The 21,614-nt window shown below is 34.6% G+C and carries 21 protein-coding genes and 1 CRISPR repeat array; of the genes, 19 read left to right on the forward strand and 2 right to left on the reverse strand.

What is annotated here, in order from left to right:
• Positions 1–4 precede the first annotated feature (4 nt).
• Positions 5–1,482: direct repeats of the CRISPR family, unit length 37 nt; unit sequence ATTGCAGTCCCCTTCATTGGGGACTGAGAATTGAAAC.
• Positions 1,483–1,557: 75 nt separating this feature from the next.
• The gene (locus DER71_RS02025; protein WP_114457396.1) at positions 1,558–1,872 is read right to left on the reverse strand and encodes a hypothetical protein; all 315 of its coding nucleotides are present in this window, start codon (positions 1,870–1,872) and stop codon (positions 1,558–1,560) included.
• A 13-nt stretch (positions 1,873–1,885) separates the two neighbouring features.
• The gene (locus DER71_RS02030) at positions 1,886–3,037 is read right to left on the reverse strand and encodes a Mu transposase C-terminal domain-containing protein (protein ID WP_114474236.1); all 1,152 of its coding nucleotides are present in this window, start codon (positions 3,035–3,037) and stop codon (positions 1,886–1,888) included.
• 527 nt (positions 3,038–3,564) lie between these two features.
• Between DER71_RS02030 and phnD the strand changes: the two genes are divergently transcribed.
• The 19 genes from phnD (at position 3,565) to DER71_RS02120 (ending at position 21,575) form a co-directional block, all read left to right on the forward strand.
• Positions 3,565–4,521: a phosphate/phosphite/phosphonate ABC transporter substrate-binding protein gene (gene phnD / locus DER71_RS02035; RefSeq protein WP_114457398.1), complete on the forward strand. Its 957-nt coding sequence runs from the start codon at positions 3,565–3,567 to the stop codon at positions 4,519–4,521.
• Between the two features lie 152 nt (positions 4,522–4,673).
• Positions 4,674–5,522 carry a phosphonate ABC transporter ATP-binding protein gene (gene phnC / locus DER71_RS02040; RefSeq protein WP_114474248.1) on the forward strand — a complete coding sequence of 283 codons (849 nt, stop codon included), beginning with the start codon at positions 4,674–4,676 and terminating at the stop codon, positions 5,520–5,522.
• On the forward strand, positions 5,473–6,276 hold the full coding sequence (gene phnE / locus DER71_RS02045) for a phosphonate ABC transporter, permease protein PhnE (protein ID WP_369834981.1): 804 nt from the start codon (positions 5,473–5,475) through the stop codon (positions 6,274–6,276). Before phnC ends, phnE (DER71_RS02045) begins: the two co-directional genes overlap by 50 nt.
• A 28-nt stretch (positions 6,277–6,304) precedes the next feature.
• Positions 6,305–7,105, forward strand: a complete 801-nt coding sequence (gene phnE, locus DER71_RS02050; RefSeq protein ID WP_114457400.1) for a phosphonate ABC transporter, permease protein PhnE — start codon at positions 6,305–6,307, stop codon at positions 7,103–7,105.
• Between the two features lie 210 nt (positions 7,106–7,315).
• Entirely contained in the window at positions 7,316–7,468 is a 153-nt protein-coding gene (locus DER71_RS11895) for a hypothetical protein (RefSeq protein WP_158531702.1), read from the forward strand.
• A 141-nt stretch (positions 7,469–7,609) separates the two neighbouring features.
• Positions 7,610–9,508: an LTA synthase family protein gene (locus DER71_RS02055; protein ID WP_114474238.1), complete on the forward strand. Its 1,899-nt coding sequence runs from the start codon at positions 7,610–7,612 to the stop codon at positions 9,506–9,508.
• Positions 9,501–10,493, forward strand: coding sequence for a glycerophosphodiester phosphodiesterase family protein (locus DER71_RS02060; RefSeq protein WP_233486960.1), 993 nt, complete (start codon positions 9,501–9,503; stop codon positions 10,491–10,493). The genes DER71_RS02055 and DER71_RS02060 overlap by 8 nt, the downstream gene beginning before the upstream one ends.
• 153 nt (positions 10,494–10,646) lie before the next feature.
• Positions 10,647–11,813, forward strand: coding sequence for an iron-containing alcohol dehydrogenase (locus DER71_RS02065; RefSeq protein ID WP_114457402.1), 1,167 nt, complete (start codon positions 10,647–10,649; stop codon positions 11,811–11,813).
• Positions 11,814–11,894: 81 nt separating this feature from the next.
• Complete coding sequence (locus tag DER71_RS02070; RefSeq protein ID WP_114457403.1) at positions 11,895–12,401, forward strand: Na+/H+ antiporter subunit E; 507 nt, start codon at positions 11,895–11,897, stop codon at positions 12,399–12,401.
• A complete protein-coding gene (locus tag DER71_RS02075; RefSeq protein WP_114457404.1) occupies positions 12,398–12,655 on the forward strand; it encodes a monovalent cation/H+ antiporter complex subunit F in 258 nt (85 codons plus the stop codon). The genes DER71_RS02070 and DER71_RS02075 overlap by 4 nt, the downstream gene beginning before the upstream one ends.
• The gene (gene mnhG / locus DER71_RS02080; protein ID WP_114457405.1) at positions 12,655–12,993 is read left to right on the forward strand and encodes a monovalent cation/H(+) antiporter subunit G; all 339 of its coding nucleotides are present in this window, start codon (positions 12,655–12,657) and stop codon (positions 12,991–12,993) included. Before DER71_RS02075 ends, mnhG begins: the two co-directional genes overlap by 1 nt.
• Before the next feature lie 2 nt (positions 12,994–12,995).
• The gene (locus DER71_RS02085; protein ID WP_114457406.1) at positions 12,996–13,235 is read left to right on the forward strand and encodes a hydrogenase subunit MbhD domain-containing protein; all 240 of its coding nucleotides are present in this window, start codon (positions 12,996–12,998) and stop codon (positions 13,233–13,235) included.
• A gap of 33 nt (positions 13,236–13,268) precedes the next feature.
• Positions 13,269–13,988 (forward strand): hydrogen gas-evolving membrane-bound hydrogenase subunit E, encoded by a 720-nt coding sequence (gene mbhE / locus DER71_RS02090; protein ID WP_114474239.1) that lies wholly within the window; start codon positions 13,269–13,271, stop codon positions 13,986–13,988.
• Between the two features lies 1 nt (position 13,989).
• On the forward strand, positions 13,990–14,325 hold the full coding sequence (locus DER71_RS02095) for a sodium:proton antiporter (RefSeq protein ID WP_114457408.1): 336 nt from the start codon (positions 13,990–13,992) through the stop codon (positions 14,323–14,325).
• On the forward strand, positions 14,326–15,861 hold the full coding sequence (locus DER71_RS02100; protein ID WP_114457409.1) for a complex I subunit 5 family protein: 1,536 nt from the start codon (positions 14,326–14,328) through the stop codon (positions 15,859–15,861).
• A 2-nt stretch (positions 15,862–15,863) separates the two neighbouring features.
• Complete coding sequence (locus DER71_RS02105; RefSeq protein WP_114474240.1) at positions 15,864–17,408, forward strand: complex I subunit 5 family protein; 1,545 nt, start codon at positions 15,864–15,866, stop codon at positions 17,406–17,408.
• 117 nt (positions 17,409–17,525) lie between these two features.
• A complete protein-coding gene (locus DER71_RS02110) occupies positions 17,526–18,794 on the forward strand; it encodes an MFS transporter (RefSeq protein WP_114474241.1) in 1,269 nt (422 codons plus the stop codon).
• 182 nt (positions 18,795–18,976) lie between these two features.
• A complete protein-coding gene (locus tag DER71_RS02115; RefSeq protein WP_114457411.1) occupies positions 18,977–19,855 on the forward strand; it encodes a zinc dependent phospholipase C family protein in 879 nt (292 codons plus the stop codon).
• Between the two features lie 181 nt (positions 19,856–20,036).
• On the forward strand, positions 20,037–21,575 hold the full coding sequence (locus DER71_RS02120) for an AbgT family transporter (protein ID WP_199505543.1): 1,539 nt from the start codon (positions 20,037–20,039) through the stop codon (positions 21,573–21,575).
• Positions 21,576–21,614 lie beyond the last annotated feature (39 nt).

The following is a 21,614-nucleotide window of genomic DNA, read 5'->3' on the forward strand; positions in this document are numbered from 1 at the left end:
AAGAATTGCAGTCCCCTTCATTGGGGACTGAGAATTGAAACTAAATTTTGGCGAAGTGTTATAAGCAAATTAATTATTGCAGTCCCCTTCATTGGGGACTGAGAATTGAAACTTCCTGATCAGCTTGCTTCTGGACCTGTTTGCTTATTGATTGCAGTCCCCTTCATTGGGGACTGAGAATTGAAACCACCGTGAGTGGATAACTAAGAAAGATTTAAAGGAATTGCAGTCCCCTTCATTGGGGACTGAGAATTGAAACTTTAAGTTCCTTATAATATACTCAGGATTTCTGCATTGCAGTCCCCTTCATTGGGGACTGAGAATTGAAACTACAGCTTTTGCAATCCCATTTAATCATTATTTAATTGCAGTCCCCTTCATTGGGGACTGAGAATTGAAACTGCTAATGAGGATATAACACATTTTGGCTGGATAGATTGCAGTCCCCTTCATTGGGGACTGAGAATTGAAACTAAATTTTGGCGAAGTGTTATAAGCAAATTAATTATTGCAGTCCCCTTCATTGGGGACTGAGAATTGAAACTTCCTGATCAGCTTGCTTCTGGACCTGTTTGCTTATTGATTGCAGTCCCCTTCATTGGGGACTGAGAATTGAAACCACCGTGAGTGGATAACTAAGAAAGATTTAAAGGAATTGCAGTCCCCTTCATTGGGGACTGAGAATTGAAACTTTAAGTTCCTTATAATATACTCAGGATTTCTGCATTGCAGTCCCCTTCATTGGGGACTGAGAATTGAAACTACAGCTTTTGCAATCCCATTTAATCATTATTTAATTGCAGTCCCCTTCATTGGGGACTGAGAATTGAAACTGCTAATGAGGATATAACACATTTTGGCTGGATAGATTGCAGTCCCCTTCATTGGGGACTGAGAATTGAAACAGCCTTTTTTGTGATTGCCGAATAATCGGGCTTATATTGCAGTCCCCTTCATTGGGGACTGAGAATTGAAACTGCATCAGTTAAATCATCACGTCTTATAACTGGCAAATTGCAGTCCCCTTCATTGGGGACTGAGAATTGAAACCCAGCCTGTGAGATGTATAACTCCTCCAACTCATCACATTGCAGTCCCCTTCATTGGGGACTGAGAATTGAAACCTAACTTGCCGGCTGATTTAATGTACAAAACTTTGATTGCAGTCCCCTTCATTGGGGACTGAGAATTGAAACCTAACTTGCCGGCTGATTTAATGTACAAAACTTTGATTGCAGTCCCCTTCATTGGGGACTGAGAATTGAAACCTAACTTGCCGGCTGATTTAATGTACAAAACTTTGATTGCAGTCCCCTTCATTGGGGACTGAGAATTGAAACTGGCAGTGAGCTGGAGCTATCTTTAACGGCTGATATTGCAGTCCCCTTCATTGGGGACTGAGAATTGAAACAAGCTAGCAACGCTGGGCAAACAGGGCAAAATGGATTGCAGTCCCCTTCATTGGTGTTATGAGACAAGAAATATTTCAGTAAGCAGGATATACTTTTCACCAGTAAATATTTAAAAGAACAGGGTATTCTCATACCCTGAAATTAATTATTGTTCATTATCAATTTTTTTATCTAAGTCTTTGAATAAAACATATAATGCTCTGGCAACTGTAATTCCATCAATTGGATTCATAACTGAAGTAAGTTTTTCTCTGTTGTAGGCTTCATTTTCAGGTTCGATTAGATGACATCCTGCTTCATAATCTGGCATACAGGCAAAAAAGCCCAGTGATGTTTTTCCGAAAATAACAGTAATACTAGAAAGGCTTTCGACTCTAATCTCAAAATAACTGCCATAATTTTTAAATTCAATTATCCTCCCCAGCCATTTCTGTTTCTGATAATAACAATTAAAAGTCATATTAAACAGCTCCCTAAGTATAGGAGATTTTTTCATTAACTTTTTTGAAAATATCGTCTGTAATAATAGATTTTTTGCTTTTGAAACTCTCAAGTAAAGCAACATAACAGGCCTGATTAATCTTTCTTGGAATTCCTGAAGTCATACTGTGAAGCACAGGATAGCATTTTTTATCAATAATTTCATTCTGTATTCCGGCAGCGTTAAAATGATATTTAACATAATCTTTAGTTTCACTGAGAGAAAGTCCACCACATTCAAGAAATAATGAAACTCTTTGTTTCATGGGGATTGTCATACTTAGGTTAAGGTTTCTGTTTAAAAGTTGAGGCAGTCCTGCCAGAATTAAAGAAAAATTAGCTCCATCATCATAAAAACTTCTCAGCTCATCAAACATTTCAATAGAAAGACTGTGAGCCTCATCAATAATAACACAGTTAAACTTACCCTGAGCATTTTCTTCATGGAAAAAATCAATAATCTGCAACCTAATATCATCAACAATATCAATCAATAAATCTCTATTAAATTCTTTAAATGTCTGCCACAGCTCATATAGTTTTCCTTTTTCTGCATAGGAAAGATTTTTAATCTCTAAAGCAGTAGAAATAATTTCAACAAATTCCTGGCGTTTTAAAGCTTGAACTTTTTCCTCAGCAGCAATATGATCTGTAGTATTAACTTCAGCAGCAGTTTTTTCTTCAGGATGGTCTCCTGCAGCCTGAAGCTGGACTTTATCTTCCAGTGGGGTATTTAGCTGTTCTTTAAGATAATCCTGATAATTGCTTTTGATATTTTTAAGATATTCTCTGCTGATGGTAGAATCAACTGCTGGATCTTCTTCAATGCCGGCCACTGATTTATGTTTTTCTTTTTTAAGATCAATAACTCGGGCTAAACCATAATATTTATCCTGATAGTAAACATGCACATTACCCAGATGGAAAGGGTTGTATCTGATTGCTATCTTTTTGTTAACCAGCCTGCCGTCGATGGCATACTGATTTCCATTAAAGGAGATAACTCCATATTTGCTGACAGTTCTTTCTGCAAAATGCATAAAAGCCTGATCTAGCTGGACTGGAGAAAAATAGCGAAGGCGGCGGCCTGATTTTAAAGAACTTTTCCACCTTTTAGCTGGAGTAGTGCCCAGAGATGAATGCACTTTATCATTGTATTCTGTTTTTAACCAGGCTGAAAATAAATCATTGAGTTCAATAATACTGCTGACTTTGTTGTTTTTTATCTCTGTTAGAAAAGAGCTCTGAACATACTGCCAGAATTTTTCAACTTTCCCTTTTTTATGTGAAGTATATGATTATGTAAAGTAAATTCTTAAACTGTTGTAACAGCTGTATAGTCTTTAAATTTACTTTACATAATTTAAGTTGATTTATTGATCAAATCTTTTCAGTCAGGATAATAAATTTTCATTATACTGCCATTGAGGTTTTTCTTCAGAAAAAACATCAGTCAGCAATTGATAGAAGAAAACGGCTCAATCGAAAAAGAAAATCAACAGCTGCATAAAATACCTGGTACAGAAGACAAAAGAAATAATTCACAAAATACTTAACATCTTCTTAACAATTAGTTGCAATTTTTTAACAATTCGGAAATAATCCTGTAACTTTGATGTGTCATTATATTAATTGCAATAGGAAAATAAAAATAACCCGGAGGTAATAATTAATGAAAAAAATTGGACAAGCTTTTACCGTACTAATTCTTTCGATTTTTCTTTTTAGTGGATTTGTAATGGCAGCCGAGATGGACTTTGGTGATTTAGGAGAAGAATTTGTTGACTATGATGGAGATTTAGTTGCCGACATACCTGCTGCTGAATCTGAATGGATCAATCCCGATACAATTATTTTTTCGTATACACCTGTAGAAGAGCCTTCAGTCTATAAGAATGCCTGGTCAGATTTTTTGGACTATTTAGCTGAGGTGACTGGTAAAGAAGTTATGTTTTATGCAGTTGAAAACTATGCTGCTCAGTTGGAAGCTTTAAGAGCAGGAAGAATTCATATTGCTGGTATCAATACTGGTAGTGTCCCCTTTGCTGTAAATACTGCCGGAGTTGTTCCTTTTGCAATGATGGCAGCTGAAGACGGAAGTTTTGGTTATGAGATGGAAATTATTACTCAAAAAGATAGTGAGCTTGAAACTTTGGAAGATTTAGAAGGTAAAACAATTGCTTTTGTATCTCAAACATCTAACTCTGGTTTCAAAGCACCATCTGCAATTTTAAAATCCGAAATGGGTTATGAAGCTGGTAAAGATTATCAGACAACATTTAGCGGCCGTCATGATAACTCAATTATGGGAGTTTATAATGGTGACTACGAAGTTGCTGCCATTGCCAATTCTGTAATGCACAGAATGGATGCCAGTGGAGCAATTGATATGTCAGAAATCAAAACAATTTATAAATCTCAGACATTCCCGACAACTGCTTACTCCTATGTAAATAACCTGCATCCTGGTCTGGCTCAAAAAATTAAAAAAGCGTTCTTTACCTTTGACTGGACAGGAACAAGTTTAGCAGCAGAATTTGAAGATGATAAGTTTATTCCAATTGATTATAAGACTTACTGGGAAGTTATTAGGACTATAGATAGAGCCAATGGAGTGGAATATAAATAGAAATTAACTGAATATAAATTGACATAGTTTTTGTATTATTGCTGGGGTGGCAGAGGTGGTTAAAAGAGCCGCTTTTGCTTTTAATAAAACAGTTACCGGGTACCTGGAAAAAATATTCAGGTACCCGGTACCTATATAGAGAGGTGAAAAAATTGCTTAAAATAAATAATTTGCATAAAGAATATCCAGGAGGAGATTTAGCTCTACAGGGAATTAATCTGGAATTAAAAAAAGGAGAAATTGCAGCAGTGATTGGTCCATCAGGAGCGGGGAAATCTACTTTAATTCGCTGTATTAACCGTCTGGTTGAGTCAACAGCAGGAGAAATAATTTTACAGAATCAGGATATTAATCATCTTAATAAAAAAGAATTAAAAAATGCCAGAAGAAAAATGGGTATGATTTTTCAGGAATATGCCCTGGTTGAAAGATTAACTGTTATGGAAAATGTTCTCTCAGGCAGACTGGGGTATTTATCTTTCTGGAGAGCCTGGCTGCGCAAGTTCCCACAAAAAGATATTAATCAGGCTTATCAGATTTTGGATAGGCTGGGCCTAAAAGATCATGTTTATAAAAGATCAGACCATCTCTCAGGAGGACAGCGACAGCGGGTTGGAATTGCAAGAGCATTGATGCAGAATCCAGATTTACTTTTAGTTGATGAGCCAACAGCCAGCCTTGATCCCAAAACCGCTCGCCAGATTATGCGTTTAATTACTGAAATGGCTCGAGAAAGGGAACTTGCTGCTTTAATAAATATTCATGATGTAATTTTGGCGAGAGAATATGTAAGTAGAATTATTGGGATGAGAAAAGGAAAGATTGTTTTTGACGGCAGTCCAGCAGATTTAAATAAAGATACCTTAACTACAATTTACGGAGAAGAAGACTGGAATAACTTTAAGAATAAAGATCAAGAAAATTTGTCATCTGAAGGAGGTAATGACCTTGCTGACAGAGAGCAGCGGAAATTACAGCTGGCAGCGTCCACATCTAATTAAGAATAAAAACAAAAGATTAATAATTTATTTACTTGCTGCGGCTTATATAATATTTACTTTTATTTCTCTGAAAATTGATTCCCAGCGAATTATACTTGGTCTGAGCAGAAGCCAAAAATACTTTGCTGATTTTTTAAGACCGGATTTTATCTCCCGCTGGGATTCGATTGTTGATGGGATTTTAGAAAGTCTGACGATGACTTATGTGGCAACTGTATTTGGTATAATTATTTCAATTCCTTTTGCTTTTGGAGCAGCAGAGAATATATCTCCAAAGCCGATTTATTACTTATCACGAGCAGTGATAGTCATCTCAAGGAGTTTTCAGGAAGTAGTTATTGCAATTTTTTTTGTGGTAGTTATTGGTTTTGGGCCAATGGCAGGAGTTTTAACCTTAACTTTCAGCAGTATCGGCTTTCTGGCAAAATTACTGGCAGAAGAAATTGAAGATATTGACTGGACTCAGGTGGAAGCGGTTAAAGCCACCGGAGCTTCCTGGCCTCAGCTAATGACTTATGCTATATTGCCTCAAATTTTACCACGGTTTATTGGTCTATCGGTTTACAGACTTGATATTAACTTTAGAGCTTCGGCCGTAATCGGTGTTGTTGGTGCTGGCGGAATTGGTACAACTTTAAATGCCGCTTTTGATCGCTACGAATTTGATTCTGCTTCCGCTATTTTGATTGTGATGATTGCGATTGTACTTCTAGGAGAATTGTTTTCTTCCTTTATTAGAAAAAAGATTAAATAGTGGTTATTAAATGGAAGGGAGTTTTAAAATGTCTAAAAAAGATTATAACTGGCAGCTAAAAAGCACACTTAGAATTTTAAAAGAAATTTTGTTCTGGGCAGCGGGTATCTGGCTTTTTATTTACTGCTGGAATATTATCTCAGCTCGAACAATCTGGCCCTTTGTTTATGATGGGGCTGAACAGGGCTCAAAATTACTAATGAGGATGTTTCCTCCAAACTGGCCTTATTTTATAGATCTTTTAAGACCAATCTGGGATACAATAACTATTGCCACATTAGGAACATTGGCTGCTATATTACTTTCCCTATTTGTAGCTTTTTTGGCTGCAGAAAATACTTCACCCCATCCACTTTTAAGACAGCTGGCTCTTCTGATAATTGTAACTTCCCGCTCGGTAAGTTCTTTAATCTGGGCGATAATTTTAGTGATTATTCTGGGACCAGGAGTGCTGGCCGGAATAATTGCAATTTCTTTAAGATCAGTGGGATTTGTCTCCAAACTCCTTTATGAGAGTATAGAAGAAATTGATAGAGAACAGGTAGAAGCAGTTGAAGCTACTGGAGCCTCTAAATTTTCCGCTTTAATTTACTCTGTTGTGCCCCAGGTTTTTCCTTCATTTGTAGGGACAGCTGTATATAGATGGGATATTAATATTCGCGAATCAACAGTTGTTGGTTTAGTAGGAGCTGGTGGAATTGGGCTTCAGTTAAATGAGGCAATTTTGGGGCTTAAATGGCCTGATGCAATTATAATTTTTATGATGATTTTATCATTAGTATTATTTTCGGAATTATTTTCAGCTAAAATTAGAAAAACTCTTATTTAGTGCACTATCGTTTGTAAAACCAATTTTTGGATGGGTGACCGGCAGCCAGAAATTGGAGAAGGAAGAATAACCAGAAAGGGAGATAATTATGAGTAAAAATACTAAACGCTCACCTGAAGAAAAGATGAAAATTGTTCTTGAAGGTCTTTAAAATGATAATATCTCTGAGATCTGCCGCAAACATGGTATTTATGAGAGTCAGTTTTATCAGTGAAAAAAAGACTTATTGGTTCTGTCAGTAAAGTCTTTAGAAACAAAAAGAAAAAAGATCCTGAAAAAGAGAAACTTAAAGTGGAAGAGAAATTTATGATTTTTATGAGAAATATTATGATAAAGAAAAAGATGTGGATTATCTTGATCTGATAAATTTAAATTAACGAATAAATTTAGATTAGCGTAAAAAAATTACTTTTCATTTAGAATAATATCTGATATTCTTAAATAAATCCATTATCAACATTAGAAGTGCTGGTAGTGGATTTTCTTTCTACAGGAGGTTACTTAATGAAAAAAATAGATAAATTAAGTAAAAAAGAAAAATACTTTGCCATAATATTATTTGCAGGATTTCTTTTAAAATACAATTACCTCCTGCTTCGTATCTTTTATGTACCATCAATAACAGGAATTGTACTCAGAAATATCCTGTTTGCACTGCTTTTTGTAAAATTTTTACTGCCTCTTATCCACAGCAGAGAAGGCAGATTAAAATTATTCTTTTTCTCTTTTATCTTTACAGTTCTATTTATGTCCAATTACTGGTATAATCGCTATTTTGGTAATTATCTCAGTTTTTTTGATATTGTTTTTGGAGAAAGAACAGGTTCATTTTCTATGGTAGAGGTTCTAATAAAGCAGATAATTAAAATTTATGATCTTTTCTTTATACTTGATATTATCCTTTTGTTTGTCCTTTTATTTATGGCTGTACCGATAGAAAAAACTATTAAAAACCATAAAATTTTTAGTGAAATTAATCTGGATTTCAGCAGTATGATGATTAGTGGTTTTTTGGTGGTGGTGCTTCTTTTTTCTCAAATATTTTTAACCAATATAATTTTAGGAGGTAATAATCCGGTTGGACTTTACAGAAAAGGAACATCAGAATTTGTAAATGTTTATGGAATACTGCCGTTATATCTTTTTGAAAGCTCCAAATTTTTAAATATTGATAAAATAAAACAAAAAAAAGTAAAACCCACCTCTGATATCCCTTATTATAAAAAGCAGAAACAGCTGAGTGATGTGGATCTAATAGATAAAAATTCCAACATAATTTTTATACAGGTAGAATCACTGGATGAAAAAATGATTGGTTATACTCACAATGGAAAGGAAATAACTCCATTCTTGAACAGCCTAAAAGAAAAAAATATGTACTTTGAAAATTTTTATGCTCAAAAGGTTAATGGAAGTTTTGATGCTGATCTATCTGTTTTAACCTCTCTTTATCCTGTAAATAAAAGTTATGTTTTTAAAGAAATCGACATGGCAAATTTTTCATCTCTTCCTAAAATGTTAAAAAACAGGGGATACAGCACACTGGCATTTCATGGTAATGTCAAAACATTTTTTAATAGAAGTGAAGCTTACCCGGATTTAGGATTTGATGTTTTTTACAGTGAAGAAGATTTTGATAAAAATAATTCACTTCAGGATGGGGATGACAAAACACTTGGTATAAATGATTATGATTTTTTTGATCAGTCTGTAGATTATCTTGCAGAAGCTAAAAAACCATTTTTTGCATATTTTATCACATTAACAAGTCATACACCTTTTAATTTTTATCCTGAGGCAATGGTAAGGGATAAGTTTTCGGATATAGATAATATTTTTGTTAGAGATTATTTTCGTTCTGTAAATTTTGTTGATAAATCCCTACAAATGTTCTTTAAAAAATTAGAAAAAAATGATTTAATGGAAAACACAGTGGTTGTAATTTATGCTGATCATGAATCAGAAATTGACACATCAGAATATTATTCTGGGATAGATTTAGAAACAATTAGAAACATTAAAGCTCCCTATCACATCCCTCTTTTTATAATACATGATGATATTGGGGCTGAACTGTCATCCAAATATGGTACAACAACAGATATTGCTCCCACAGTACTTGATATAATGGGGTGGGATACTTTGCCCCAGCAGTTTGTAGGTTCTTCACTGCTGCTGGAACAGGAAAAACCGCTGCTTTTTTTACATGAAAATCCTCAAGTTTTGTATAAAGAACAGTTATTTGTAAAAAAGCAGAATGAATTTTTAAAGATTGGTTATCTTGAGGGAAGGGAAAATTCAGTGCAGCTTAAAGAAGAACAGACCGAAAATATTGCTGAGATCATTGAATTTATGCGGAAAATATTTTTGACAACAGAAACAGTAATTCCTGGAGGTGAATAATATTACTAAGTATTTTCTTTTAACACTGCTGATAATTATTATACTTATCTCTGTGTATGGAATATATTCATTTATTAAACCATCTAGACTTGGTAAGGAAATACTTAATAATTATAATTTAAATTATCCAGCTATAATTGCCCACCGAGGTGCTTCAAATGAAGCTCCTGAATCAACTGTACCCGCATTTAAAAAAGCCTTAAAAATTGGAGCTGATTATATTGAGGTGGATGTGCAGAGGACAAAAGATGGAGAGCTTATTATTTTTCATGATGAGAATTTAAAAAGGCTGTCCAATGTAGAAGAAATTTTCCCCAAAAAGGCTGATAAAAATATAGATGAATTTACTTTAAAAGAGCTCAAAAAATTGGATTTTGGATCTTGGTTTAATAATGCTTATCCAAAAAAAGCAAGCCCTGAGTATAAAAATCTTAAAATTATGAAGCTGGAAGATTTAATAAAAATGATGAAAAATAAAAGTACAAAAACTGGTCTATGTATAGAATTTAAATACCCTGAAAAATATCCCGATATCGAAAAACAGACTGTTAATTTGCTCGAAAAAACCGGCTGGCTTGAAAAACAATTAAAAAATAATATACCGAATTTACTTATATTCTCTTTTTCTGAAGAAAGTTTAAAAAAGATTAGAGATTTAAGTTCAGATTTAATAAGAATTTTACTTCTAAATGATAATATGGTCAGTATTGGCAGCTGGAAAAATTGGACTGAAAAAGCAGATGAATTTGCACATGGTCTGGCAGTTAAAGGGTTTGTCAGCTGGCCCTGGCATATTTCTTCAGCTCACCGCAGGGGTCTGTTTGTTTACTCATATGTAATTAACAAGTCCTGGCAGCTAAAAATTCTTTCTAGAGTTAAAGCAGATGGATATATAACAGATAGACCTGAATTGATAACCTCATTTTTTAATAGACTGGAAAAAATAACAGAAGAATTGACAGGAGATTTAATCGAAAAACAGTAATTTAAATGGGATTTTGTGTAAAACCGATAAAAAAAATAGAAAACTTTTTATTTGGTAAAATATTTAATAAAACACAGCAAAAAAATGTGATAAAATACAGTAAAGTGTTATTGTTGAGTAGTTTAATAAAATATTTGTGAGGAGGAAGGGTAAATGGATAATTTTGTTTTTCAAAATACAACTAAAATAGTTTTTGGAAAGAATACAGAACAGGAAGTGGGAGAATATACTTCAAAATATGGAAAAAAAGTTCTGCTTCATTATGGTGGAGGCAGTATTAAAAAATATGGTACCTATGATAAAGTTGTTAATTCTTTAGAAAAAGCAGGTATAGAATATGTAGAATTGGGTGGAGTAAAGTCCAATCCCAGAGTTGACCTTGTAAGAGAGGGTATAAAACTGGTAGAAAAAGAAAATGTAGATTTTATTCTGGCTGTTGGTGGTGGAAGTGTTATTGATTCAGCCAAAGCGATAGCAGTTGGCCGCTATTATGATGGAGATGTGTGGGATCTGTATCAGGGCCAGCTAAAAATTAAGCAGGCACTTCCTCTAGGGGTTGTACTCACCATTCCTGCTGCTGGAAGTGAATCTAGCGATGCATCTGTAATAACAAATATGGACGGTATGTACAAAAGAAGTATCCATTCAGATAAAATAAGGCCAAAATTTGCAATTATGAATCCGGAATTAACATATACCCTGCCTGATTATCAGACAGCTGCCGGTGCAGTAGATATAATGGCACATATTATGGAAAGATATTTTACCAACACACCAGATGTAGACTTTACAGATAGGCTCTGTGAGGGATCACTAAAAGCAGTGATAAGTAATGTTCCAAAAGCATTGAAAGAAAATGATAATTACCCTGCCAGAGCTGAGATAATGTGGGCCAGCACTATAGCTCATAATGGACTGCTCGGAACCGGAAGAGAAGAAGACTGGGCCTCACATCAAATAGAACATGAACTGAGTGGAATATATGATGTAGCACATGGTGCTGGGTTAGCAGTTATATTTCCAGCCTGGATGGAATATGTATACAAACATGATGTAGAAAGATTTGCTCAGTTTGCTGTACGTGTTTGGGATGTCGATCCAGATTTCAGTGATTTAAACTGGACAGCGAAAGAAGGCATCAGAAAAACAAAAGAATATTTTCACTCTATTGGTATGCCGACAACACTTAACGAATTGGATATTCCTGGGGACAGACTGGAAGAAATGGCAGAAAAATGTACCGAAAATGGATCTGTCGGCAGTTTCCTCAAATTAAACAAAACAGATGTATTAAAGATATACAGAATAGCTCAGGAGTAATTTTATAAAGATAATTACTGTCCTGTCTAAAAATGACAGGGCAGTATAATAAAAGTTCGCAAATAAACTGGAGGTGGGTAAATGCTGCAGAGAATATTTTCATTCTTTTTTCTGCTGATTGTCTGGATAATTTTTTCTGGCCGCATCTCTTTTGAAGTCCTAATAGTTGGTATGGCTGCTTCATTTTTGATAACAATATTTTTTAGTGATCTATTGTTTAGAGCCCCAGAAAAAAGGCGGCCCTGGTATTCTTATGTTCGCAAATTTTTTCTTATACTAATGTTTATTCCTGTGTTTTTCTATGAAGCACTAATGGCTTCATTAAAAGTTTCGTACCATGTTTTAGAAAAAACCCCTTCCTTTAATCCCGGGATTGTTAAAGTAAAGACAGAGCTGGAAGATATAACGGCATTAACTCTGCTTGCTAACCTTATTACTCTAACTCCGGGAACACTAACTCTCGATTATGATAAATCAGAACAGGTCTATTACATCCACTGGATAGACGTAAAAACGGTTGAAGAAGCCGAATTGAAAAAGAAAATAATTGCTCGTTTTGAAAGATGGCTGGAGGTGATTTTTGAATGATAATAGGGTTTGCTATTTTTTTCACAATACTTTCAATTATAGTTTCATATCGTGTAATAAAAGGACCAACAATTACAGACCGATTGATTGGTGCTGATACAATTGGAATATTTTTATCGATAGTTATGCTTTTAATAGCATTAGAATATGATCTTTATCTTTTAATCGATATAGTACTTGCATATGCGGTACTGCTGTTTATAGATGTTCTGATTTATGCGAAATATTTTGAGCACGGGGAGCTGTATAAATAATGAAAATAAATATAATTATTGCTTATTTTTTAATGTCAACAGGAGCTATCTTTGCAGTTATTACAGTGCTGGGACTGCTCAGATTTCCTGATGTATATACAAGAATCCACGCTGGAGCTGTTGTACTTACAATAAGTGCTGTACTGGTCACTTTAGGAACCGCCATATATGTCTGGGAGTTTTTCTTAAGCATGAAGGTGCTGTTAATTGGAGCTTTTTTTCTCTTTTCCAATCCTATGGCAACTCATGCTATTGCAAGGGCCTCTTACAGCAGAGAAATTGCACTGCCAAATGAGTATAAAATCGATGAATATTTCAGTTACCTTGGGAGAGATTAAAAATGATCATTTTAGAATGTATGCTGCTTTTTTTTCTGGTTATGTCGGCAACAATGGCTGTTATCTTTGAAAAAGAACTTATTTCTATAATTTTTCTTTCAATTTTTTCTATTATATTAACAGCTATATATCTTATTTACAGAGCTGCAGATGTCGCACTTGCTGAAGCTGTAATAGGTGCTGGCTTAAATACTGCAATTTTTATGAGTGCCATAAGTCAGATAAGGAAAGGGAAATCCTGAAAATAATTTATGTCATATTTTGAAGGAGGCTTTATGAAGAAAAAACTGACACATATAGCAGTAATTACTATTTTAGCTGTTTCTGGAGCTGCTGTGTTTTTCAATCTAAAGGTAATGTCTTTATATAAGGATATACCGAGAGGTATTTCAAGATATTTTATTTCTTTTGGTCTGCAGGACACAGGTTCACTTAATCTGGTAACTGCTATTTTATATGATTATAGAGCATTTGATTCATTGGGAGAAAGTACTGTTATTTTTGGGGCAGTTAGTGGAATTGTTCTAATTTTATCCCGTAAAATGCTGCCGGTATCTTCGCAGGGACTATCATTTATTGTAAAAAGAACTCTGGGGATTATGACACCTTTTATTGCACTTTTTAGCATATATGTTATTACTCACGGCCATCTGTCACCTGGGGGAGGATTTCAGGGTGGTGTAATTCTGGCTGCTATTTCAATTATTTTTAGTATAGTATATGGTAGTGCGTTTGATTATAAAAGATATAGTCCACAGATGAAAACTGCCATGGAAACAACAGGAGCACTAATGTTTATAAGTATTGGTGTGCTGGGCATATTTTTTGAGGGATTTTTTCTGGATAATCTCAATTTTTTGGGAGGAAAAGCTGGGACACTGATAAGCGCCGGCAGTATACCTATTATAAACATTGGAATTGGTTTAAAAGTAGGTGCAGGTTTGGCAATAATATTTTACAGTATGATTCAAAAAACATTTAGAGAGGAGCTCTAATATGCTGAATAATTTTATATTCGCATTTTTATTTATGTTAGGGCTTTATGCAGTAATAATAAAAACAAATTTAATTAAAATGGTAATTGGACTTAATATCATGGAAGCAGCTGTATTCTTATGGGTTATTGCTTTTGCCGATGTAGGAAAAGATGTTCCAATCTATCATCTGGGGCGTGTGGGAGAAAATTTTAATGATCCAGTACCACAGGCTTTAACTTTAACAGGTATAGTTATTGGTGCCAGTACTTCAGCACTTCTTTTGACACTTATTATAGAATTAAATAAATTTACCGATACAATTGATAGAAATAATTTAAAGGGGTTGAATGATTAAATGGATATAGAAATATTATTATTAATTGTAGTACCCCTGGCCACTGCATTTTTGATTCCTCTTATTGACCTTATAAGTACAAGATTGAGAAGAATACTTATTTTTTTCAGCTCAATAACAGAAATATATATAATTCTTTCAATTTTTATTAAAAATTATAGTTCACTTAAAGCAGGAAATTTTTTTCTAAAATATAATCTGGGCGGCTGGAGTCCGCCTTTTGGTATTAATCTTGCTATGGACAGTTTGAGCTTATTATTTTCTCTTATAGTGACCCTGGCCCTTTTTATGATTGTAATATTTTCAATTGGTTTTATTGGTCATCATGAAGGCAAATATTATGTTCTCTTTTTTTTAGTTATTGCTTCAATAGAAGGTGCACTTCTAACGGGAGATATATTTAATCTTTATGTATTTATAGAGATAATGACAATATCTACTGCCCCTCTTGTTGCTTTTAAAAGATCGCAGGAATCTACCGAAGCTTCAATTAAATATCTGTTCTATGGAATAACAGGAGGAGTGTTCTTTTTTATTGGGGTTATCTTAATCTATTTCAGTCTTGGTACTTTAAATATGGCTGAAATAGCACGAGATTTTGACTTAATAGACAGTACAATGAAGATTACCATTACAGCTGTTTTTATGCTTGGTATGTTAATTAAACTGGGAATTTTTCCCTTTCATTACTGGCTGCCAAAAGCACATAGTGCCTGTCCAGCATCTATAAGTGCTGTGCTGTCAGGTATTTTGCTGAAAGTATATCTGTACATATTTATTCGTATTTTCTGGACAATGATTAACTTTAACTTTCTTGTAGATATACATATTGCACCCTTTATTCTGGACCTTGCTTTAGTATCAAGCATTTTAGGGCATATATTTGCTCTGCAGGCAGATGATCTAAAAAGGATGCTTGCATTTTCCAGTATTGGACATATTGGCATGATACTGGCAGTTGTTATGCTTAATACAGAAGCAGGATTTTATGGAGGTTTGCTCCACATAATTAGTCATATGCTTATGAAGTCCGGTCTATTTACTGCAAGTGGCTATCTGCTTCAGTATACAATTTCCCATAATATTGATGATTTTAAGGGAGTTGGATATCGGAACCGCTTATTATTTATTTCTTTTATTATATTGTCACTTAGCATGATAGGTATGCCTCCACTGATTGGTTTTGTTAGTAAATGGTATGTTCTAATGGCATTTTTAAAGGCAAGACATTTTTTCGGTGCTTTTATAGTTATTTTCGGAAGTTTAACAGCTGTAGTTTACTATTTGCGGTATATTTCTAAAGCATATGAAGAAATAAAGCTGACAGAAGATGATCTTAAAAGAGAGATATTCAGCAGACCTCTGTTATCAGTTTTTTACAGAGAAAAAATCGTAACATCGGTAGTATATATATTTACTTTTCTGGTTATCTTCTTTGGTATCGGATTTAAATTATTTGATATGCCCATAAAAATGGCTGCTGCAGAACTGACAAACCCACAGAGATATATAGACCTTATTAATTTGGGAGGTTAGCTGTGATTTTATTAGTAGAGCAATTTTTAAATAGTATAATATGGGAAAGTTATTTCCCCCTGCTGGCAGGAACTGGAGTTATATTAACTTTAATGACTGCCCTGGCAGCCTGGCACTATATTAAAACAAAAAAAATGTGGTATTATATTATAACAGCTGTATATATATTAAGCTTTTTAACTGTAATACTTACAGATAACTGGTTTTTCTTTCTGTTTGGATGGGAACTTGTAACTCTTACCACAACCTTCCTGCTGGCCTGGAGCAGCTGGAAGCTGGTCAAGCAGTATTTTGTTATACAATTTGCCGGCAGCAGTATACTGCTTTTTGCGGTCCTGACTGCAAATGCTGCTGGGTATGCTAAAATTGGTGTAATCGATTCTTTCTGGCTTCAGTTTCTGCTGATTATGGGGGTAGGAATGAAAAGCGGTTTATTTGGTTTTCACTTCTGGCTGCCTCCAATTCATTCTGAAGCACCAGCACCGGTAAGTGCCATTCTATCAGGCTGGGTAGTAAAACTGGGCTATATTTTTCTTTTAAAAATCATCCCCATAGAAACCGGTAACCCGATACTTTTCTTTTTGGGTTTTACAATGATAGTTTATGCAGGTTGGAAGGCATTTAGATCCAGTGATTTAAAAGTTATGCTGGCCTACAGTACTGTCAGCCAGCTTGGATTTATAGCACTTGCTGTTGGAATTGGTGGTAAGTATGGATTCCTGGGTGCGGTTCTCCATATTATTGCACATGGATTTGCTAAAACATCACTTTTTATTGCAAGTGGTATCTGGCAGAAAGAGTTTGGAAGCAGAGTTTTTTATGATTTTAAAGATGCAGTGCTGAGGCGGCCTGTTAGTGGTATTGTCACTATACTTGGTTTTTCATCACTCAGTGGAGTAATATTTACGGCAGGATATAACAGTAAATATCTTATTAAATCTGCTCATAGTTCAGGATTTTTAAATTATATTATTTTCTTTCTTTTAGGACTGCTGACATTTTTCTATGCAGGTCGAACGGTTTACTGGATATTTTTTAATAAAAACAATGGAGAATATTCTTCTGAAAGTCTGTTGAAAGATATCAGCAGTTATCCAATCTATAAAACTGATCTTGCAGCACTTCTGATAGGTGGAATTGCTTTAATTGTAGTTGGATTATTTCCAGAAATACCCGGCAGTCTTATACCACAGCTGGCAGATAAAGATTTTCATATACTGTCAGGAATCAGAGATACAATTATTTATCTGGCTGTTGTAATTTTTGTTTTAAAGAGAAAGTCAGGATTTGTATTTGAGGTTAGAGAAGATCTTTCACTGGAAAAATATCTTCAGTCATTTTTAAATTTTGTTTATAAAATAGGGAAAAAGAGTATTAAATTTGACACTGAAAAAATATTTGAAATATTTTTCTATAATGCTATATTTAATGGAGCAAGAAAATTATATAATTTTATCTACCAGGATTTTTCTATACAGATTCTCTGGATACCGATATTTTTGACAGTATTACTGCTCTGGAATCAGATATATTCATTTTTTAATTGAGTTTTAGATAAATCCAGACATTTTGTTGATTACAAAATATATCAAAATTGGTTTTTAATAGTTTTCTGATGGTAAAATAAAATAGAATATATAAAGAAAAGAATTGAGCTGATAATTATGCTGAACAATAAAAAGAGTGTTTATTCCTGGGTACTTTACGACTGGGCCAATTCCGCCTTTGCAGCCACTGTACTGGCAGCAGTACTGCCTATTTTTTATAAAGATGTTGCTGCAGCTCATCTGGCACCACATATTGCGACATCATACTGGGGATATACTCAAACAGCTGCCATGATAATAATAGCTGTTCTATCTCCAGTGCTTGGAGCTGCGGCAGATTACAGTGATTCCAAAAAAAGTTTCCTCAAATTTTTTGTATTTTTAGGTACATCTGCTACTGCAGTATTGTTTTTTGTTGAGAGGGGAAATTATATTGCAGCCTCCCTTTTATTTATAACTGCCAATATCGGTTTTGCTGGAGGAAATGTATTTTACGACGGATTTTTAACAGATATTGCTTCAGATGAGAATATAGACTGTATCTCATCTCTTGGTTATGCGGCCGGTTATCTAGGTGGGGGTATTCTGTTGGCAATTAATCTCCTCATGATTTCCAGACCACAGCTATTTTGTATTTCTGATTCAATTAAAGCTGTAAGAATTTCTTTTGTAACAGTTGCTGTCTGGTGGCTGCTTTTTTCTATACCAGCCTTTGTAAATCTCCCCTCATCCAGAAATATAGTTAAGAAAATTTCTTTTCAAGAACAGGGTATAATAAGTTTTAAAAGATTAAAAAATACCTTTAGAAATATAAAAAAATACAGAGAACTGTGGAAATTTCTGCTTGCATTTTGGCTGTATAATGATGGTATTGGAACAATAATCAGAATGGCAGCTATCTATGGACGGGAAATAGGAATTGGGCAGTCTGATCTGATAGGTGCTTTACTGCTGACACAGTTTATCGGAATACCATTTGCACTTCTTTTTGGAAGAATGGGCCAGCATTTTGGAGCCAAAAAAGGTATATTTGCTGCACTGACGATTTATATTTTTGTTACAGTATACGGCTTTTTTCTCAGCACAGCACTGGATTTCTGGATTCTTGCTGCTTTAGTTGGTCTGGTACAGGGAGGAGCACAGGCATTGAGCAGGTCTCTTTATGGGAGTATGATTCCCAGGGATAAATCGGCTGAATTTTTTGGATTTTTTGGAGTATCCAGCAAGTTTGCAGCAGTTTTAGGGCCAACTGTTTTTGCTGCTGTATCACAGCTGACTGGTTCAGGCAGAAATGGAATACTTGCTGTTGCCCTATTTTTTATACTGGGTATGATTATGCTGTCAGCTGTAGATGTAGAAAAAGGGAGAAGTGAGGCCAGACAGTAATTTAAACCTGCAAATAATCAGTTGAAATGATGAAATGACGTGAACCTCTCCACCCAAATTACAGATTCAGATGGATTTTTTTGGCTGTTTTAGATAAAAAATATATAAAAAGTTAAATAAATTTTTATATTGAAATTTGAAATACACTTTTTGAAATACGTATTAAAGAAAGGAAGTTTGCTATGCCAGATTTCTGGACACACATGATTTCAGGACAAAAAGTAATTAAAGAGCTTGAAAATGATAATTTTAGAAATATATTGTACAGTGAAATGAGCTGGTATAATTTCGGCTGTCAGGGTCCTGATTTTCTTTTTTTTAATAATTTTTTACCATGGGAAGAAGAAAGTAGTGGTTTAAAAGCAGCAGAAGTAATGCACCAGCAGAAAACAAAAGTAATGCTGAAAAAACTAATTGATTACTGCAAAAATATTTATAATAATGAACAAATAGGAGAGAAAACCTCAAAGAAACTGCTGGCATATACAGCAGGGTTTCTGCTGCACTATTCACTTGATATGAAGGTACATCCTTTTGTCTATGCCCATGATGGGGAAGGTGACAGACATAAAAGAATAGAGATGAGCCTTGATATTTATCTTGTAAAAAAAGAATGGGATACAGGAGCTGATTTTTTAAAGCCGACCGATTATATTGATCTTGGTGATAGGCTTCCAATTCAAATAGAAGAATTATACAGCTATCTGCTCAGCACTGTTTTTAATTATAGTGACAAAATTGATTTTCTGCAGAAATCATATCTTGATTTCAAGAAATTCCATAATATATTTTACAGCCCTTTTAAATTTAAGTATATAATTTTTAAACTGCTTAATCTTTTTGTAAAAGAAGATCTTTCTCTCTACAGCTACAGTGAAAAGTCAAATAATGAAATATTAGATGAAGAAGATTACAGAGTCTTTTATCAGCTTTTTGAAGCAGGTATCAGACAGGGAACCGAACTGCTAAATTTATTTTATCAATATCTGAACTCAGGAGTAGAATTTGAAATTTTGCAGGAAAAACTTCCAGCAATTAATTTCTTGGGAAGAAAAATATAAAAAATAAGTATAATAAAGGATTTTTAGAACATATCTTGAATAAAAAATTAATATGAGTCGACTGCTGTTATAGAATGGTTCAGGCGACAATTTTATATGCAGAGAGGGGTGAATACTAAAATTGTGCTAAAAAGCAGGGTGATAAGTAAGAAAGAAAAAATTTTTGGAGGTGTTTTTAACATTGATAGACGAGAGAGAAATGAGTAATGAGAAAGAGTCTATGTTTTATAGATTTTTAAGTTTTGTTGAGAGAATAGGAAATAAATTACCTCACCCATTTACACTATTTGTTATTTTAACTGTTCTGATGGTTTTAGTATCTTTTGTCACAGGAATAGCAGGAATACAAGTCACACATCCAACAGATGGATCTAATGTCAGCGCCAGAAATTTGCTGAGTGGTGAAGGAATAGAATATATGATACTAAATTTGATCAGCAATTTTACCGGATTTAGGCCACTGGGTCTGGTTTTAGGGATGATGCTTGGTATAGGTCTTGCTGAAAAAGCCGGACTTATGTCAGCATTTATGAAAAAGTTCATGTTAGGTGCTCCAGAAAAACTGCTTCTGGGTGCTATATTTCTTATTGGTATCTGTGGGAATATAGCCTCTGATGCAGCTGTTATTATTGTTCCTCCACTTGCGGGTGCTATATTTTATGGAACTAAAAGAAATCCTCTTGTTGGTATAGCTGCAGGATATGCGGCTGCTAGTGCTGGTTTTACCGCCAATCTCCTTATTGCAGGTACAGATGCACTGCTGGCAGGTATTACCGAAGAAGCCGCTCAGTCCATGCAGGCAGGGATAACAATTTCTCCTGCTGTTAACTATTATTTTATGGTTGTTTCTACCTTTGTACTTACAGTTGTAGGTGCATGGGTCACACAGAAGTTTGTTGAACCTCAGGCGGGAGAATATGTTGCAGAACAGGAGATTGAAGATGATGGAGATTTAAGTGTTTCAGATCAGCAGAGTAAAGGACTTAAAAATGCTGGAATTGTAACAGTTTTGTACTGGGCTTTAGTTGTTGCAGCTATAATACCACAGGGATCTCCCCTTAGAGGGCCTGGTGGAAGTTTAATCCCGTCCACCTTTCTCAGCGGAATAGTACCATTTATTTTATTCTGGTTTATAGCAATCGGTATTGCTTATGGTAAAACAGTTGGAACAATAAAATCGGAAGCAGATGTACCCAGGTTGATGGGAGAAGCCATAAAAGACATGGCAGGATATATAGTGCTTGTTTTTATTATTGCTCAGTTTGTAAGTTACTTTAACTGGACAAATCTTGGTATGATCCTTGCCGTAAAAATGGCAGATCTGCTTGAAATCTTCAACTTTACTGGATTCCCGATGGTGGTAGGAGTAATAGCAGTTAGTATGTTTATTAACTTATTTATCGGCAGTGGTTCTGCAAAATGGGCCCTGCTGTCACCGGTTTTTGTGCCGATGTTTATGATGCTCGATCATTCACCGGCATTTGCTCAGCTTGCTTACAGAATTGGAGATTCTACCACAAATGCAATAACACCACTGTTTCCATATTTCCCGATAGTGCTTGGATTTATGAAAAGATATGATGAAGATAGTGGAATTGGTACAGTGATATCCTATATTATGCCATATACTATAGCATTTGGGGTTGTCTGGATTATACTGCTGGCCATCTGGTATTTCGCAGATCTACCTATTGGTCCAGGAGCAGGTATTTTTCTTTAATTATTAGTATAAAGGCAGGGATTTATTTCCCTGCCTGTT

It is taken from the genome of Halanaerobium sp. DL-01 (assembly GCF_003338615.1).
Classification (GTDB): Bacteria; Bacillota; Halanaerobiia; order Halanaerobiales; family Halanaerobiaceae; genus QPJE01.